Genomic DNA, 16,714 nt, shown 5'->3' on the forward strand with positions numbered 1-16,714 from the left:
AATTCATACAGTCCTTTTTCTTGGTATAGAGAGTTGAGATACCGATACATCTGTCACTTTTGTATTTATACTGCTTAACATATTTACAACTTCCGTACTTCCTCCTTCTCTAGCGAGATCTAAAGGCGTTTCACGTCCATTGTTTTTAGTATGAATGCTAGCTCCTTTGTCAATTAAAAACTTTACAGTTTCCAAATTACCATTAAAGGCAGCATAGTGTAGGAGTGTCCAACCCTCTTTATCAATATCATTAACCTTTCCTCCTCCTTTATTTAGAAGAAGTTCCATAATGCCTTTATATCCATCATCTTTACCATAATGAATTAAATCTATAGGCTTTTGACCATAAGCGTTTTCAGCACGAACATTAGCCCCATTAGCAACCAAAAGTTTTGCTATTTCCAACTCACCACCAAAGGCAGCATAGTGTAGAGGTGTCCAACCGCTGTTATTGGTATCGTTAACGCTTATCCCTTCATTTAAGAAAAACTCTACGATATTTTTGTTCCCTTTCTTAACAGCAATGTGCATAGTTTTTTTACTACTAATTTCTCTAGCATGAATATCAGCCCCATTTCTAATAAGCTCTTTAACCTTATCAAGGTTATTTTGTTCTACAGCATAAAATAGCTTGCTATTTAAATCTTTCTCTGCTGCAGTAGGTTTAGATGTGTGCATAAAACCTCCTAAAAATATTATTATTAAAATAAAAAAAATAAAGTAAAACCTTTTTGAAGCAGTAAAAACCATACCAACGTTTTTGTCTACAAAGCTTAGTACTATCGAATTTGTGCTCCATTTTTTCTTGTATATCGTACTTGATCTGCCCATTTACCATTTTGTAATTTTTCTTCCTGGACAATTCTTGAAGATGAAGCAGGCTTTTCGAAGTACCCACGTTCAATAGCATCATAAACTGAGTGATAACCAAGTGAGCAATTTTTTCCTATTTCTTCTCCACAATCTTTTAATTTTTTCAACATCCCTTGATCTCTTGCTTCTACCCTAATCCTGTTTTCATTTTGCTTATCAGAATACAATCTAACTTCTAATTCTCCAAAAGAGGTACAGAAAATCAATGCTATATTACTATTGGCTGTAAGGTCTGTGTAATGCCTTTTACCATTTTGCGTTATAATTTCCACCTCACTTTCACCAATCTTTACTATATTTCTTTCATATCCTGCATTTTCATAATTTAACCATAAACTTCTCGCTCCATCGGTGATCTTTGCAATATCTATTTTGCTCTCCTCCGAATATTCTAAGTAAAGAGTAGTATTACCTATTGCTATATCATTCAATTTACTAGTGGTTGCACTTTTCGCAACTTTAATAAACCTATGGGCATCATTAATGTAACCTTCAAAAGCTTTTATCATATTGGCTTTGTGATCTTTGCATTCTAATCCCAGTTCATCAATTACATCAATGCTCTCTGGGCTACCAAACACTGCTCCTTTTGATACCAATTGACATATTATACCACTAGCAACTTTAGGACACTTTTCTAATTCACTAATTCTTTTTATCACATAATCTGTGAAACTATAACCTTCAAAGGGTGAAGGAACGGTGAAACGATAATTAAGTCGCACTCCAGACTTGATAGCTATCTTCACGAATTTTTCCAATTGATTTATGTCTTGAATTTCAGATAAAATACCTAAGGATCTACTTAGCTTTTCCTCCTGAGCTGGTATTATATTACCCCACAAAACCCCAGATTTAGGTAAGCATTTTTTCCTTTCATACGTGAACTCTTTTGCTCCCGCTTCCAAAAGTAATTTCTTTATTTCATCAGCAGCTTGAAAGCCGGAAAAAGCATTTTTTACATGTTCCAGCACTTCTGACTTTCCTGCTATGTTCCGAGTATTTAAAACTACTTTTAGGTCTTTATTATTCTTATGTTCATGTAAAAACCTCTCTAGATCTTCGAAAAACTGAAATAGAGTGAGTGTAACAATATAGTTTAAATTGCCTTCTTTGTAGCGATGTCTATTAAGTATATTATTTAATTCTTTTCGCAACTTTTTTTGATTGTCAGTAAAAAAACACCTTTCAACATGGTAATTATGATTATCAACTGCAGTTTGTTGTGGAGTTTTCCCTTGTCCATCACATATATTGGGGTCAGCATTTCCCCTTAAGAGAGAATATATATTTTTATCATAGCCCATAGCAGAAGCGCGATGCAAAGGTGTTTCTCCTTTATCATCCTGTATATTTGGACTGGCTCCTGCTTCTAAGAGTAAATTTATAGTTCGGTCTTCTTGACGGTAAGATGCACCTATATGAGCTCCCGCAATCGCATGCAATACTGTTGACCCAGATTCTCCTCTTTTGACATTTAGAACGGCTTTTAGATCTGGATTGCCTCTATTATTTTTTAAAAATTCTTCAAGCTCATCGACCTGACCATTATCATAATCAAAAAGAGCACCTTCATCATGCCATTCTAGATACTTTAAAACATTTAGTAACTCTATGTTTAACTTCTTTTGACTTTCTGTGAGATTATGATCTAAAGCGGACCAAACAGATACCTGTTTACTCAGTGAATATTTACTATCCATTAAAGACGGTGGACTATTATAACTTCGAAATGACGATATGGTTGATTGAGTATACCAAGAATCCCCCTGACTAAACATTTCATCTATGTCACTCTGTGAATGTCCTTGCTTTCGTAAAATTTCTAACCGATCATTAGATGGTGGAATCTGCAACAGATATTCTATAATCAACTCATATTGATCATCAAACGATCCGCCTATTTCTGACTGCCCTTGTCGAGTATTTGATTTCTCTTCTAGCTCTTTTTTTTCGCTTATTTCTGCTCCACTAAAAACCTGCTCAGGCCTTGAAATATCTCTAGTTAACATACTCCCCCCATTCTACAAAGATATTATGTACAGCATATAGCACAAATAAAAACTAATGCAAGAATAATTTTTCTAACTTTGATATTTTTTAGAGATCTGTGTTTTCTTTCCTTCTATACCCATTCTAACTTCATAAACTTCACTGACATTGTGAACCTGCTATTTGGTTCTTTTTAGCTATATAACAAGCTACCCTGCAAAATTTTTGTCAGAGTCCCAATTTCCTTGTGTCATTACTGCTCCTTCTAAAAAAACACTTTTATTATGAAAATTTTTCTTTCTTCTTCTCTTGGGTAAGGTCAATTTTTTCCTACCATGAACCCACAGTTTGCTCAATGATCCTATTAGAGAGAAAGAGCCTGATCAATTACTCTTGTTACCCTTGGTTCACTTAATTGACACCCATGCTTAAATGCAATTACTCCTAACTTAGGAACATCATCTCTCTTTTCAACATTTTTTAAATCTACAAAGTTTTTCAGAGTTATTCCTCCATTTCCTAGCTTTTCTTTAAAATCATCCCTGTGAACAACTTTAAAAAAGTTTTCTATACCAGCAAATGTCATTGTTTTTATATCACATTTATAATGTGCTGATAAAGCATCAATTAGCGGCTGATGATTGTGCAGAAAAATTTCTTTTTTCACTTCATTAGCTTTATTAATTAAAATATGAGCGTATTCTGGATATTGCTCTTTTAGGTTATCGTGATTATCAATCTGATTCTGTATGTCTGCATTCCTTTCCCACACACTAATTAGTTCATTAATATCACTTTTTTTCAAAAAGGAATGTAGTTCCTGACTTTCTTTTTCAATCTTTTTGACTTCTTTTTTACAGTTTTGAAGATGTTGTGGATAACTACTGTGTAGATCGTGCAAATCACCTATCAATCTATTCTTTTCTTCTAAGTTCTTTTGACTAACATACAGATCAGCAGCTTCTAGTTTTGTTACGTAATTTATTAGAGCTTTCACTGTATCTATATGGCCATTTCGATCAGCAAAACGCAGAGGTGTATCTCCATTACTATTCACTGCATTAACATCTGCCCCTTTTTCTATTAGAAGTTTTACTATCTCTTCATGGCCATAAGCTGTATGTAATGGAGTACCGTCACTATTTCTTGCGTTAACATTAGCACCTCCTTGTATTAGAGCTTTCACTATATCTATATGGCCATCTCGAGCAGCAAAACGCAGAGGTGCATCTCCATACTTATTCACTGCATTAACATCTGCCCCTTTTTCTATTAGAGCATTTACTACCTCTATACCACCTTTGCTAGCAGCCCAATGTAAAGGAGTCCTTCCCTGTCTATCTTTTGCATTAATCTCTGCTTTTTTGTCTATTAGAGTATTTACTACATCTGTCCTGCCAATTTGAATACTCAAATGTAAAGGAGTCCTTTCCTGATTATCTTTTGCATTAATCTCTGCTTTTCCTTTTATTAGAGCTTTTACTGCACTTGTACGATCAATTAGAGCAGCCCAATGTAAAGGAGTCCTTCCCTGATTATCTTTTGCATTAATCTCTGCTTTTCCTTTTATTAGACCATTTACTACATTTATATGACCAACTTTAACAGCCCAATGTAAAGGAGCCATTCCCTGATTATCTTTTGCATTAATCTCTGCTTTTCCTTTTATTAAAGCTCCTACTACTTTAATGTTTAATAGTTTGTCTAGGAAAGACTCTATAATATTTTTGCATGCTTTAATATATATAGGTTCCTCACTTCCGGTTTCTCTAGCATGAATATCATCCCCGTACATTTGAGCATTTACTACCTTTGTATAACTTCCGGTAGCAGCCAAATGTAAAGGAGTCCATCCCTGTTCATCTTGTGCATCAACATTTTTTCCTCCTTTTATTAGATCATTTATTTTACCTACATTGCCATTTTTAACAGCATAATGTAAAGAAGTCCATCCCTGTCTATTTCTTGGTACGTTAACTAAGTCCTTCATATTGTTACCATCTGAGTTAAGTAAAGCAAGAGTTAAAGCCTTACCGCCAGCTAAGAACTCTACTAAGCCATTTGGACCTTGGCCACCAATATTACCATCTAAGTTAATTTTAGTATAACCTAAAAGCTTACTGTTAGCTAAGGCCTCTACACCTTTGTCACCAATATTGTTACCATCTAAGTTAATTTTAGTACAACCTAAAAGCTTACTGTTAGCTAAGGCCTCTGCACCTTCGTCACCAATATTGTTACCACTTAAGTTAAGTGAAGTAAGATTTGAAAGATTCCCATTAGCTAAGGCCTCTGCACCTCCGTCACCAATATTGTTAGACTGTAAGTTAAGTGAAGTAAGATTTGAAAGATTACCATCAGCTAAGGCCTCTGCACCTCCGTCACCAATATAGTATTACAAAAGAAGCTAAGTGTGATCTATCTTATGATAATGCATCAGACAATTCATCGCAAAGTGACGAAATAGGCTATAACAAAATAGGAGCTACAAGCGGAGCAAGTAAGCCGTCTTCATGGATAGATGCTGTTAAAGGTGTTTTTCAGTTTATCTCTTCCCCTTTAAGGGCTGCGTTGCCTTCATTTTCAGAAAATAGCTCTAGCCGTTCTGGTACAGCAGGAAGTAGCTCCAATCATTCTGATACAGTAAGAAACCCAAATATCCAATATACTAGCCAATTTAGTCGTGAAGTTTGTGCGAGTAATAATGCTAGCTTGATGTTTTTCTTGTTACAAGCTTTTCTAGATAAAAAGTGTCCTCTTCCTAAGTTTTCTGATGTTAATCCTGTAAAGGCTCTTTTTTACACATCGGATATTATAAAGTTGTTCAAGGAAGTATTAGAGAAGCAAGCTGAATCGAAAGGTGGTATAAAAATGCACCGCTTAGATATTAATTTTGAGAAATTATTTGAGAAGATTAATGAAAAAATTAGGAGTGGTGAATTTAATGAAATTTCAGGGATTTTAAAATCATACGCAGAGGAAGCATTGCCTGGTAGAGAACCCGGAGATCCCGGTAGATTAAGTCCGAAAAAGTTTGATAAGTTTATGGCTGAATTTAATAGAAGAATAGACCCAGTAATAAATCAATTAATGCAACAAATGTTAAGCAGATTAGAAGTGAGTGACGTAAAAGAACAACAAATAAGCTTGGAGCCTAAAAGTTATCTAAATAATACTTCTGTTCAATGTCATTTAACTCAAGCTAGAGGTCAAGGTAAAGTATTAATTCCTTAATTTTTGAATTTCATCTATCGAAAGGCCGGTAATTTGAGCGATAACATCAATAGAGACACCGGCCTTAAGTGAGTTCTTTGCCACTTCGATTTTCTCTGCTTTTCTGCCTTTTTCATGTCCGATTTGGATGCCTTCTTCTTTACCTTCTTCTCTACCTTTTTCAGTAGCATCATCAAGTTTTTGAGCGAGGACAGCCTGTTCATCAAGAATACGTTTTATTTCCTGTCCATAGGCAATAAATTCTTTTTCTGACCAGTTGAATCTATTTAGCTCTTCATAGGCCTTTTTAATTATTACATCACTACCTATTATTTTTTCCAGCTCTTCTTCACTAGTCTCATCTGCATATCGAAAAAAATAAACCCATTTTTCAACTATATTTTCCAACTGATCTTCCTTATTCTTTGGAAATTTTGGCAACTCAATAAATATAAAATAGAAATCTTTTAGATCATGCTCATTAGTGTCTTCATCTCGAATAGTATGCTTTGATTTGTACTCAGATTTATTAGGAAACAGTACACAATCTGCTATAGCAATGAAGATAATTTCCTTAAGGTTATGATACTGGTCACCTTTATCAGCTTGCCTTGAGTAAGCTTTAGCAGCATAGTATTGGGCACGTTTTTCAAAGCCTTTAGTTTTAGCGACCTGCATTTCGCAAATGTATTGAGCACCTGTAGAATCTCTACAGAGAACATCAACAATACTTTGCTTTTTAGCGGCGATATCGAGGTCTTGAATAGTACTTAAAAACTCTATATCCTTTATTTCATTTTTACCAGTAAAGCCAAGAATATCATTGAGGAAGTGAATAAGGATATCTCTATTTTTTTCAGTACCGAAGATACGCTTAAACGATACATCATTTTTGGGATCAAGAAACTTAGAAAAAGTCATAAGAAAGAACCTTAAAAAGCATTAATAATTATACATAATTCTGAAGAAATGTTCAAGTTTTTTATTTTTTTAAGTTTTGAATGCGTTGATGAAAAAAATGTCTCCCATAGATGGCTTTAGAATGCTACTACGCACCTTAGACGTCCTTTTTACATCTTTTATTAACCCTTCTATAAAGCGCCTTAAAAGGCCGGCAAATGGATGCTATGAGTTTGGAGCTGTAGGAGACATCAAAGATACCCTTTTTGGTGTATAAAAATACGAATCTACGACAACATCGTTTAAAGAAATTAGCAGCTATTAATATCTTCTACCTTTTCATAAAAAAATAAACAAAAAAAAATTGAAAATTTGATTTGACTTCACCCAAAAGCTATGGCTTTATGCCAATACTGCTAAGAAAATAACAGTAAACATTTAAAAATAATTTATTATTAGTGAAGGGTATATTATATGAACAATAAGAATAAAAGTAAAGATCGTAAAAAAGAAATAGAGTTCCGAATTGACCTTACCCAGAAAAAGTGGAGAGAAAGAAAGGAGTTTTTTCGGGTAAAATAAAATTTTGGAGGATTAGAAATGGCAAGAGAATATACGGCAGAATTCAAATTGGAAGCTGTTAAGCTGGCAAATGAACAAAGAAAGGTAGGTCAACCAGTTGCAAAAGTAGCAAGAGATCTGGGAATAAGGGATAGTGTATTAGGAAAATGGATGAAGAAATATAACGAAAAAAAGTCAGCGGCAAATGCATTTCCAGATGTAGCACCTTATGACAAAGAGAGATTTGATTTACAGAAAGAGTTAGCAAAAGTAACAAGAGAAAGAGACATTTTAAAAAAAGCCCTGGCCAGTCAAAAAGAGTAAAATATTTTTTTATATAGTAACTGCTATAAAGTACAGGAATTATGTAGGATTTTCTGCTAGTGGCTACTATAAGTGGACCACAAGAAAAATAAGCAGTAGAGAATCAGCAAATAAAGAGTTATTAGCAGATATTCAAAAAATATATCAAGCTTCTAAATGTAGATATGGAGCTCCTAAAATTCATGCTGAATTGAAGGCTTTGGGTAAAAGTTGCAATTTGAAAACGGTGCAAAGTATTATGCAGAAAAATGATATCAGGGCTATACTGAAAAGAAAGTTTAAAATTAAAAAACAACAAACAGATAATAGAGCTGTAGCTCCCAATATACTAGATCAAAACTTTATTGTTGATCAACCAAATAAAGTATGGGATTACTTATATAAAAACCAAAGAAGGATGGCTATATTTGGCAACAATAATCGATCTATATTCACGCATGGTAGTTAATGAGCAGTTCAATAAATAAACAATTGGTTATGGACTCTTTATTAATGGCCGTTAACAAGCGTAAACCTGCCAAAAATCTACTATTACATAGTGATCAAGGTTCACAATATACTTTGCAAGGTTATCAATATCTCTTATCCATAAAAAACATAGATGAGTCATAAAGGTTGTTGTTACGACAATTCTGTTGTGGAAAGCTTCTTTAGCTCATTGAAAAGAGAAATACTTATTGATACTTCACAACACTCTGCTCAACAAACTAGAACTGCAATATTTGAATACATAGAAATTTTTTATAACAAACAACGTCACTATTAACTATTGCATTCCTGAGCATTTTGATTCATCATTCTCTTTGTGAAAAACATTCCAAACTTTCTCTCCACTTTTTCTGGATAAGGTCAAAAAAAACGCCGATATTTTAGTACATAGTAAATAGCCAACCACCACGGGGCTTCTTTTGCCTTTTTTTTATTTGGTAAATTTCTTAATGTTTATGGCTAAACGACAATCGTCATCCCGCTACGTGTTAGCGGGATCTATGCTTTGAGATACTGCGAATGAATCGCGGTATGATGGTTAAGTAAGGGATCTATGCTAAGAGATGCCAAAGACCTTCATGAAACTTTGCCCATTTGGCTTCTCTAAAGATTTCGTTGTATAATGAAATAAAGAAACTTGTAAGACTTTGATCTTACAGATTATAAACTTGTCATAAAGTTTAATAGTGTCTGTTACTGCTTTTAGGTGTGAGGCTAGAGGGTTATTAGCAGTAACAGACACTATTAAACTTATTATAGAATTTACTTAAAGTAAATACTTAATTTAAAATATTATAATATTTTTACTTACAATAGATTTATGTAAATGCTTTTTTCCTCAATTAGTATTGTACTATTATACTTGTTGAATGCTAAAAAATTATTAACCATCACTAATCTCTATTTGCATAGTAAGTTTATATATACTATTATACAGTATATCACTTAGTTTTATAGCAAACAAACAAAAGATATGGTGAAGTTATTTGCACTATTGATAATATTTTACTCAAATATATCTGTTGCCTCTGCTCCTACTTCCTGGCAATTTGGATTTCCTGCTCCTGCAACTGAAGTAATGGAGGCTGTAGTTAGGTCACATTCGTTTGTGATGCTTGTGATGGTTACAATAATGCTTTTTGTGTGGGCGCTGCTTGCTTATATAGCGTTTCGCTTTCGTAAAAGCAAAGTAACAAACATAAGTAAAACTACCCATAGTGTTCCTTTAGAAATTATTTGGTTTGTTATACCAACTATCATTGTTGGAATATTAGCCTTTGAAAACGCTAAATTACTGAAGCTACAGGAAGAAATACCGAAAGCTGATATAACACTGAAAGTTATTGGCCATCAATGGTATTGGAGTTACCAATATCCAGAATATCAAGGTGTGTCATTTGATAGTTATATTAAGGGAAAAGAAGACTTTATCGAAGGAGATTTAAAGCTATTCTCTGTTGATAACAACATCATTTTACCCGTTAATACTAACGTTCGTTTACAAGTTACAGCAGGAGATGTGATACACAGTTGGGGAGTACCGGCTTTCGGTGTAAAAATTGATGCGATACCAGGTAGGCTGAATGAGGCGTGGTTTAATATCAAAAAGCCTGGTGTTTATTATGGGCAGTGCTACGAATTGTGTGGTCAAGGCCATGGATTTATGCCAATTGTTGTTGAAGCAGTAAGCAAAGAAGATTTTAATAAGTGGATTGAAAATAGAAAATTAGTGAGTTAAATTTGGAGTATAGATATGAGTGACGTACCAAAGGGCATAAAGCGTTGGTTGTTTTCCACCAATCATAAAGATATAGGGACACTGTACATTATTTTTTCCATATTAGCTGGAATTATTGGTGGATTATTATCGGTGATTATTCGCACTCAGCTAATGCACATTAATATACTTAACAATAACTATCAATTATATAACGTAATGGTTACAGGGCATGCGTTGATAATGGTGTTTTTTATGATAATGCCAGCCCTCATGGGAGGATTTGGTAACTGGTTTGTACCTCTCATGATTGGCGCACCAGATATGGCATTTCCTCGTATGAATAATTTAAGTTTTTGGTTATTAGTGTCATCTTTTATTTTGCTCATTCTCTCAGTGTTTATTGGTGAAGGTCCAGGTACAGGTTGGACTTTATATCCACCTCTATCACAGGTAATGTCCCATCCAAGTGCAGGAGTTGACATTGCTATACTTGCACTTCATGTTGCTGGTATGTCGTCAATTGTTGGGGCGATCAACTTTATAGTTACTATATTTAACATGCGCACAAAAGGAATGTCATTAACTAAGATGCCACTGTTTGTTTGGTCTGTCTTGCTAACAGCATTTATGTTGATTGTTGCCTTACCAGTGCTTGCCGGTGCTATAACTATGCTTCTTACTGATCGCAATATTGGTACTTCCTTTTTTGATCCTGCCGGTGGCGGCGATCCTGTGTTATTTCAACATCTATTTTGGTTTTTTGGTCATCCAGAAGTTTACGTAATTATTTTTCCTGCATTTGGCATCATAAGTCAGGTTGTATCAACTTTTTCTCACAGACCTGTATTTGGTTACATAGGGATGGTTTATGCAATGATAGGTATAGCAGTATTTGGCTTTATGGTTTGGGCTCACCATATGTTCACTGTTGGGCTTAGTGCTGACGCTGCTGCATTTTTTAGCACTACCACAATTTTTATCGGTGTTATAACTGGTGTAAAAGTCTTTAGCTGGATTGCAACTATGTGGGGTGGAGCAATTGAGTTTAAGACCCCTATGCTATTTGCACTAGGTTTTATTTTCATGTTTGTTGGCGGTGGCATAACGGGAATAATTCTTTCTCATGGTGGAATAGATAAGCTCCTGCACGACACCTATTATGTTGTTGCTCACTTCCATTATGTCATGTCACTTGCTGCATTATTTGGAGCTTTTGCTGGCTTTTATTATTGGATTGGTAAAATGTCGGGTAAACAATATAATGAGCGCTTAGGTCAAATCCACTTTTGGCTTACTTTTATTAGCACCAATATCACTTTTTTACCTCAACATTTCTTAGGATTAGCTGGTATGCCAAGGCGTATACCTGATTATCCTGATGCGTTTATCCCTTGGAATTATATATCCTCAATTGGTTCGTATATGTCCTTTGTTTCAGTTATGTTTTTTGTGTTTATAGTTATACATCTTTTTAAATGGGGCAAGAAAGCTGGAGATAATCCTTGGGAAGGTGACACCTTGGAATGGACGGTATCTTCACCACCGCCTTTTCATACTTTCGAAAAGCCACCAGTGGTAAAATAGAATGTACACAAGTGTTTTGCTAAATGTTGAATCAACAATACTGGATTTTTGGCGTTTGCTGAAGCCAAGGATAATGTATCTTGTGGTATTTACTGCAGTTGCTGGTATGGTTACTGCACCAGGTAGTATGCACCCTTTTCTAGCACTAATATCTCTTATATGTGTTGCTCTTGGCTCAGGATCTGCAGGTGCTATAAATATGTGGTATGACAGAGACATAGATCTGCTCATGGAAAGGACAAAAAACCGCCCTATACCCTCAGGTAGAGTTTCTGCAGAAAGTGCGCTTGAATTTGGTATAACTCTTGGAATATTGTCAGTATTTATCATGGCAATAGCAGTAAACTATATTTCTGCTGCTTTGCTTGCTGTTAGCATATTATTTTACGTTTTCATATATACAATTTGGCTAAAAAGGCGTACTCCGCAGAATATCGTTATCGGTGGTGCAGCAGGTGCTTTCCCTCCAATGATTGGCTGGGCAGCTGTGACTAATTCTGTCAGTTGGGAAAGTTTCATTTTATTTTTAGTAATTTTTATGTGGACTCCACCACACTTTTGGGCCCTATCTTTAAATAAGTCTGAAGACTATGCAAAGGCATCGATTCCAATGTCCAATATTGTTTATGGTCCGGAAAAAACAAGAAAATATATATTAATTTATAGTGTTTTGCTGGTGCTAACTAGCTTGCTTCCGGCTCTATTTTTGAAAAAGGCTTTACTTTATCTAAGCATGGCAACCTTTGAAGGTTGCGTTTTTATTTGGTACGCTGTATCTGTTATGAAGTTCAAGAATCACAGCTCACAGAAAAAAATGTTTTCTTATTCAATTTCTTATCTATTTTCCCTATTCGCCAGTATTATTTTTTGTTCTATTGATTTATTTTAGTTATGAAAGAACGGCAGAAGCATAAAAACTATTTTTTACTTTTCCTTTTGGTAATGCTCGTTGTCACACTTTTTTTTGTTTCTATAATAAAATTTAAAGGTGCAGCTTAAACTACCTTTAGAAATTGTGCTTTCATAAAAGCAACTATATACTTTGTTAACCGATATAAACAAAGATGAGTAAAAAAGAAGTGATAATATATACGGATGGGGCGTGTTCTGGTAATCCTGGAGCGGGAGGATGGGCAGCTATCATATTATTTCAAGATTACAGAAAAGACATTTATGGTAGAGAAGAAAATACCACAAACAATAAAATGGAGTTAACAGCGGTGATCAATGGGCTGAAAGTATTGAAATTTTCTTGTAATATTAATTTATATACGGATAGTCTTTATGTTAAGCATGGCATAACAGAATGGATAAATAAGTGGAAAATGAATGGCTGGAAAACAAGTAATAAAAAATCAGTAAAAAATATGGAATTGTGGAAAGAGCTAGACAACGTTGCTTCACAACACGAAATTGATTGGAAGTGGGTTAAAGCACACAGTGGCGATAAGTATAATGAGGAGGCTGATAGTTTAGCAAGAAAAGCAATAATCGATGCTTAAAAAAATTACTATATTATTTTCCGTAGCTTTATTATTCATATTGTGCTTCTTTATTTTTTTTAAGCCTTTAGAAATCAATATTAATTATATTGATTTTTATGTTAAACATAAAATATCAAAAATATTTGTTGGCTCAAGCGTTAATATGGAGAATACCTCAGTTGTTTGGCAGAAAGATGGCAAAGATCCGTATTTAGTCATTACGGATTTGGCAATAGCAAACCCTAATTTTACTATAAAAGTTCCTGAGCTTTTTGTACATTTCAAGTTAAGTTCCTTATTTAAAGCTAGCACAAATCTCTCTCAGGTTTCAGCTGATAATGTGCATGTATGTATCAAGAGAGAAGAAACTAATGTTAATCCGCAAAACTCATTAGACCTTTTGGATAATCATTATTTAAGTAGTAACCGCCTTCCTTCGGTGTCATTCCAGCGCGTGACGCTGGAATCTAGAAAAAAAGAAACAAGTAGTCAAGCTACTTGGATGACAAGGACGAGTGCTGGGATGACAGGAAAAAAAGATACTGGGATGACAGGGAAGAATTTCAAGATGACAGAAAGTAGTGCAAAAAATCTATTAAAAACAATAAGGGAATTTTTTTTTGACTTAAATGCGGATTCAAAAATTGAATTTACTAACATCGCTATTGATAAAAGCACAGAAGATGAATTTTTTATTGATAAATTATATATAGGGAAGGGGGAAGATTTTAATGTTTTAGATATTCATGTGAATACAAAAGATGGAAAGGGATTTTTGGATGATTTATCAATTACGATAAAAAATCGCAACAATTTGCTAAATGTGTACGGGACATTTTATGATCTAAAATTGGGACTATTGAGCAAGTTTTCTACATTAGTTAAAAGCTACAATTTGGACAAAAATATAGGATTCAAAGGAAGCTTCTCAGTGAAAATTAATAAAAAGGATGAAATTGTAGATGGAAATATATACGTATTGAATACAGAAAATTATTTGAACAAAAATTTGGCCTTAACTAATGTAAATATAAATTTAACATATAGTGATGGAATTATTAGTGTAAAAAACTTCCATTTTAAGTTAAATGACACGTATCTCTCTTTGATAGGCAAAATGAACTTTAGTACAAGTCATGCTTTGCTTAGAATTAATATTAGTAAGTTTGCTGCAAAGGATTTATGTACTTATATACCAGATAGTGTAGTAAATAGTAAATTTAAAAGCTGGTATTGTGATAATATTGATGGGGATGTTTTAAATACCATTGTAAGTTTCAATGGCAAAATTAACAATTTGGTTGATGACGATCTGTCAGACATTGTAATTGTTGCTGATATAGAAAACGGTAGCGTAAAATTTGATGAAGATTTTGAGCAAGTAAAGGAATTAAAGGGTGATTTGATCATCAAGAATAACGATCTTGAAATTACTGTAAATAGCGCTAAGTTTCAGAATTTCACTGTTAATGGTGGTGATATTGAAATGAAATCTCTAAATAAGGAAGATTCAGTTCTAACCATTAATGGCAAAGCTGTAAGTGATGCGTATGGTTTATATGAGCCTATAAGATTTAAGCTGGATGATGTGGTGAAGGTTGAAAGGGATAAAGTAAGTGGAATGGCAAAATCCGTATTTAATTTTCGCATTTTTAATCTAAATGCTGATGACAAAAAAGTAGACTTCTCAGCAAATTTTCATTCTGAAATTGACAATTTGGCCGTCTATAATGCAAGTCTTGGTAAATATGATATTAAGCTTAGTTTTGGCAGTGACTTTATAGATTTAAATGGTAGTGGTATGGTGAATAACACACAGCTATTATTTGACCTGAAAAGTAGCAATAGGAATGAAAGTTTCGCCTGGAATTTGACCGGAGATTTACCCGCTCAAATATTTAATTTTGATAGTGGCTATGTCAGTGCAAATTTAGAGTCAGTGATAAATCAAGATAAGACGGGGTATGTTAATGGTGATATAGATTTATCAGAATTTGAATCACATTCAAGCTACTTAGGGTGGAAAAATCGCTTTGAAGATCACAATAAAATTTTGTTTTCTACAAGGTTAAAAGGAGCAGGTGAATTGTTAGTAGATAAATTAGACATTGTAGGAAATGACCTAGATATAAAATTCAGCGGAAGAGTAGAAAATGGAAATTTATATTTAAATTCTAGTAGCTTTAAATTGCCTGATAATGATTTTAGTATAGAAATTGAATCAGGTAAGGAGAAAAATGCCATAACTATTTATGGTGAGGAAATTAACTTAAGTGATATTTTAGGCTTGCTTGGCAAAAACAGTAATGGATTAAATAAAGATATAGAGATTAGTATGAATGTTGACAATGTAATTATGAAAGAAGGCATCGTTATCAAAAATGCTAAGCTGAATGTAACCTGTACTAAAGGTAATTGCAATGGAAGTCAATTTACAGGGCAGTTTCTGGAAGATAGCAGCAACATACTAGCAGAATACAGTGGAATAGGGCTCGAAATATATGCGGATAATTCAGGTATGCTTTTGCGTTCCTTAGGCATTAGTAAATCAATTAAAAACGGCAAATTGTCTTTTTATCTCTCTCCTCAGAGAGAAAGTGGAGAACATTATGGTACGTTATCCATTAGCAATTTCTACATCAAAGATGCTCCACTACTTACTACTTTATTGTCGATGTCTTCATTGCCTGGCATTGTAAATGCCATAAAAAATGAAGGTGTATACTTTTACAAATGTAATGCACCTTTTTCATACAAAGATGGCACTATTGAAATTGAAGAATCTTGGCTTGAAGGGGCGGAGTTAGGTATTAGCACTGGTGGTAAGCTCGATATTAGAAATTATAAATTCCAGGTTGCAGGACAAGTAATACCAGCATATTTAATTAATAAATCTTTGTTAAAAATTCCTATAATTGGAAAACTTCTTACTGGTGGGAAAAGTAGGGGAATCGTTTCAATAGACTATAAAGCAAGTGGTGATGACAAAAACAATAACGTATCTGTTGATCTTATCTCTTCGCTAACTCCAAACCTATTAAAGAGGTTATTGGGAGTGTTTGATCGCATTATGACAAAAACTAACGAAAGTGGCTTAAAAGGTGGTGTGAAAAAGAAATTTGGTTCGATATGACCAAAAGGGAAGTTATTTAACAAAATTATGGACAAAAATGCAAGAATTTCAGAATGATCTACCTGATTTTTTATTTAGTTGTTTAAGTAATACCACTCCCTTTAACCTCTCTATATTTGCTGAACAACTAAAAAGGGTAGGGGGGTGGTTGTAAATTGTATCTGTTCAGCAGAGTGGCAAAATAAGGTAGACGAGAAAAGACAACTATAGGAACAAATGGGTGTCATGCCAGTGCGTGACACTGGTTTCCATTCAAAAGGGTGTCATTCCAGTGTCAGCTACTTTCATGACATCGTTTACTATGTGCCATATTGTAATGTTCGTACAGTTGTGGAATGAATCGCGGTATGACGTGTTGCTTGGGTCAGCTATAGTATAAATATACTAGGGGTTATAGTTTTCTTATGCTGCCTTTTTGTTATTAGACAACCACAATATAAA

11 protein-coding genes and 2 pseudogenes are annotated in these 16,714 nt (G+C 34.1%); 8 read left to right on the plus strand and 5 right to left on the minus strand.

Going from position 1 to position 16,714, the window contains the following annotated elements; genetic code table 11:
- Positions 1-3 precede the first annotated feature (3 nt).
- The 4 genes and pseudogenes from L0Z58_RS01440 to L0Z58_RS06740 form a co-directional block, all read right to left on the minus strand.
- A complete protein-coding gene (locus tag L0Z58_RS01440; protein WP_010962490.1) occupies positions 4-678 on the minus strand; it encodes an ankyrin repeat domain-containing protein in 675 nt (224 codons plus the stop codon).
- Positions 679-779: 101 nt separating this feature from the next.
- Positions 780-2,885 carry an ankyrin repeat domain-containing protein gene (locus L0Z58_RS01445; protein WP_010962491.1) on the minus strand — a complete coding sequence of 702 codons (2,106 nt, stop codon included), beginning with the start codon at positions 2,883-2,885 and terminating at the stop codon, positions 780-782.
- 344 nt (positions 2,886-3,229) lie between these two features.
- Positions 3,230-4,855 carry an ankyrin repeat domain-containing protein gene (locus L0Z58_RS01450; RefSeq protein WP_010962493.1) on the minus strand — a complete coding sequence of 542 codons (1,626 nt, stop codon included), beginning with the start codon at positions 4,853-4,855 and terminating at the stop codon, positions 3,230-3,232.
- A 135-nt stretch (positions 4,856-4,990) separates the two neighbouring features.
- Positions 4,991-5,254: pseudogene (locus L0Z58_RS06740) on the minus strand (AAA family ATPase); the annotation flags it as partial.
- Between L0Z58_RS06740 and L0Z58_RS01455 the strand changes: the two are divergent.
- On the plus strand, positions 5,209-6,099 hold the full coding sequence (locus L0Z58_RS01455) for a hypothetical protein (RefSeq protein ID WP_010962494.1): 891 nt from the start codon (positions 5,209-5,211) through the stop codon (positions 6,097-6,099). The pseudogene L0Z58_RS06740 and the gene L0Z58_RS01455 sit on opposite strands and share 46 nt — an antisense overlap.
- On the opposite strand, the gene L0Z58_RS01460 is transcribed toward L0Z58_RS01455, so the two are convergent.
- Complete coding sequence (locus tag L0Z58_RS01460) at positions 6,088-6,999, minus strand: Rpn family recombination-promoting nuclease/putative transposase (RefSeq protein ID WP_010962495.1); 912 nt, start codon at positions 6,997-6,999, stop codon at positions 6,088-6,090. The genes L0Z58_RS01455 and L0Z58_RS01460 overlap by 12 nt on opposite strands.
- 579 nt (positions 7,000-7,578) lie before the next feature.
- Between L0Z58_RS01460 and L0Z58_RS07005 the strand changes: the two are divergent.
- The 7 genes and pseudogenes from L0Z58_RS07005 to L0Z58_RS06600 all read left to right on the plus strand — a co-directional run bounded on the left by L0Z58_RS07005 (position 7,579) and on the right by L0Z58_RS06600 (position 16,612).
- Positions 7,579-8,672, plus strand: a pseudogene (locus L0Z58_RS07005) (IS3 family transposase).
- Between the two features lie 653 nt (positions 8,673-9,325).
- Positions 9,326-10,090, plus strand: a complete 765-nt coding sequence (gene coxB / locus L0Z58_RS01485) for a cytochrome c oxidase subunit II (RefSeq protein ID WP_010962498.1) — start codon at positions 9,326-9,328, stop codon at positions 10,088-10,090.
- 15 nt (positions 10,091-10,105) lie between these two features.
- The gene (gene ctaD, locus L0Z58_RS01490; RefSeq protein ID WP_010962499.1) at positions 10,106-11,656 is read left to right on the plus strand and encodes a cytochrome c oxidase subunit I; all 1,551 of its coding nucleotides are present in this window, start codon (positions 10,106-10,108) and stop codon (positions 11,654-11,656) included.
- 1 nt (position 11,657) lies between these two features.
- Positions 11,658-12,545 (plus strand): heme o synthase, encoded by an 888-nt coding sequence (locus L0Z58_RS01495; RefSeq protein WP_010962500.1) that lies wholly within the window; start codon positions 11,658-11,660, stop codon positions 12,543-12,545.
- A 175-nt stretch (positions 12,546-12,720) separates the two neighbouring features.
- Positions 12,721-13,158: a ribonuclease HI gene (gene rnhA, locus L0Z58_RS01500; protein WP_010082655.1), complete on the plus strand. Its 438-nt coding sequence runs from the start codon at positions 12,721-12,723 to the stop codon at positions 13,156-13,158.
- Positions 13,151-16,273 (plus strand): YhdP family protein, encoded by a 3,123-nt coding sequence (locus tag L0Z58_RS01505; RefSeq protein WP_010962501.1) that lies wholly within the window; start codon positions 13,151-13,153, stop codon positions 16,271-16,273. Before rnhA ends, L0Z58_RS01505 begins: the two co-directional genes overlap by 8 nt.
- Positions 16,274-16,489: 216 nt before the next feature.
- Positions 16,490-16,612: a hypothetical protein gene (locus L0Z58_RS06600; protein WP_255322269.1), complete on the plus strand. Its 123-nt coding sequence runs from the start codon at positions 16,490-16,492 to the stop codon at positions 16,610-16,612.
- Positions 16,613-16,714: the final 102 nt, after the last annotated feature.

Source organism: Wolbachia endosymbiont of Aedes aegypti, assembly GCF_021496215.1.
GTDB classification, from domain to species: Bacteria; Pseudomonadota; Alphaproteobacteria; order Rickettsiales; family Anaplasmataceae; genus Wolbachia; species Wolbachia pipientis.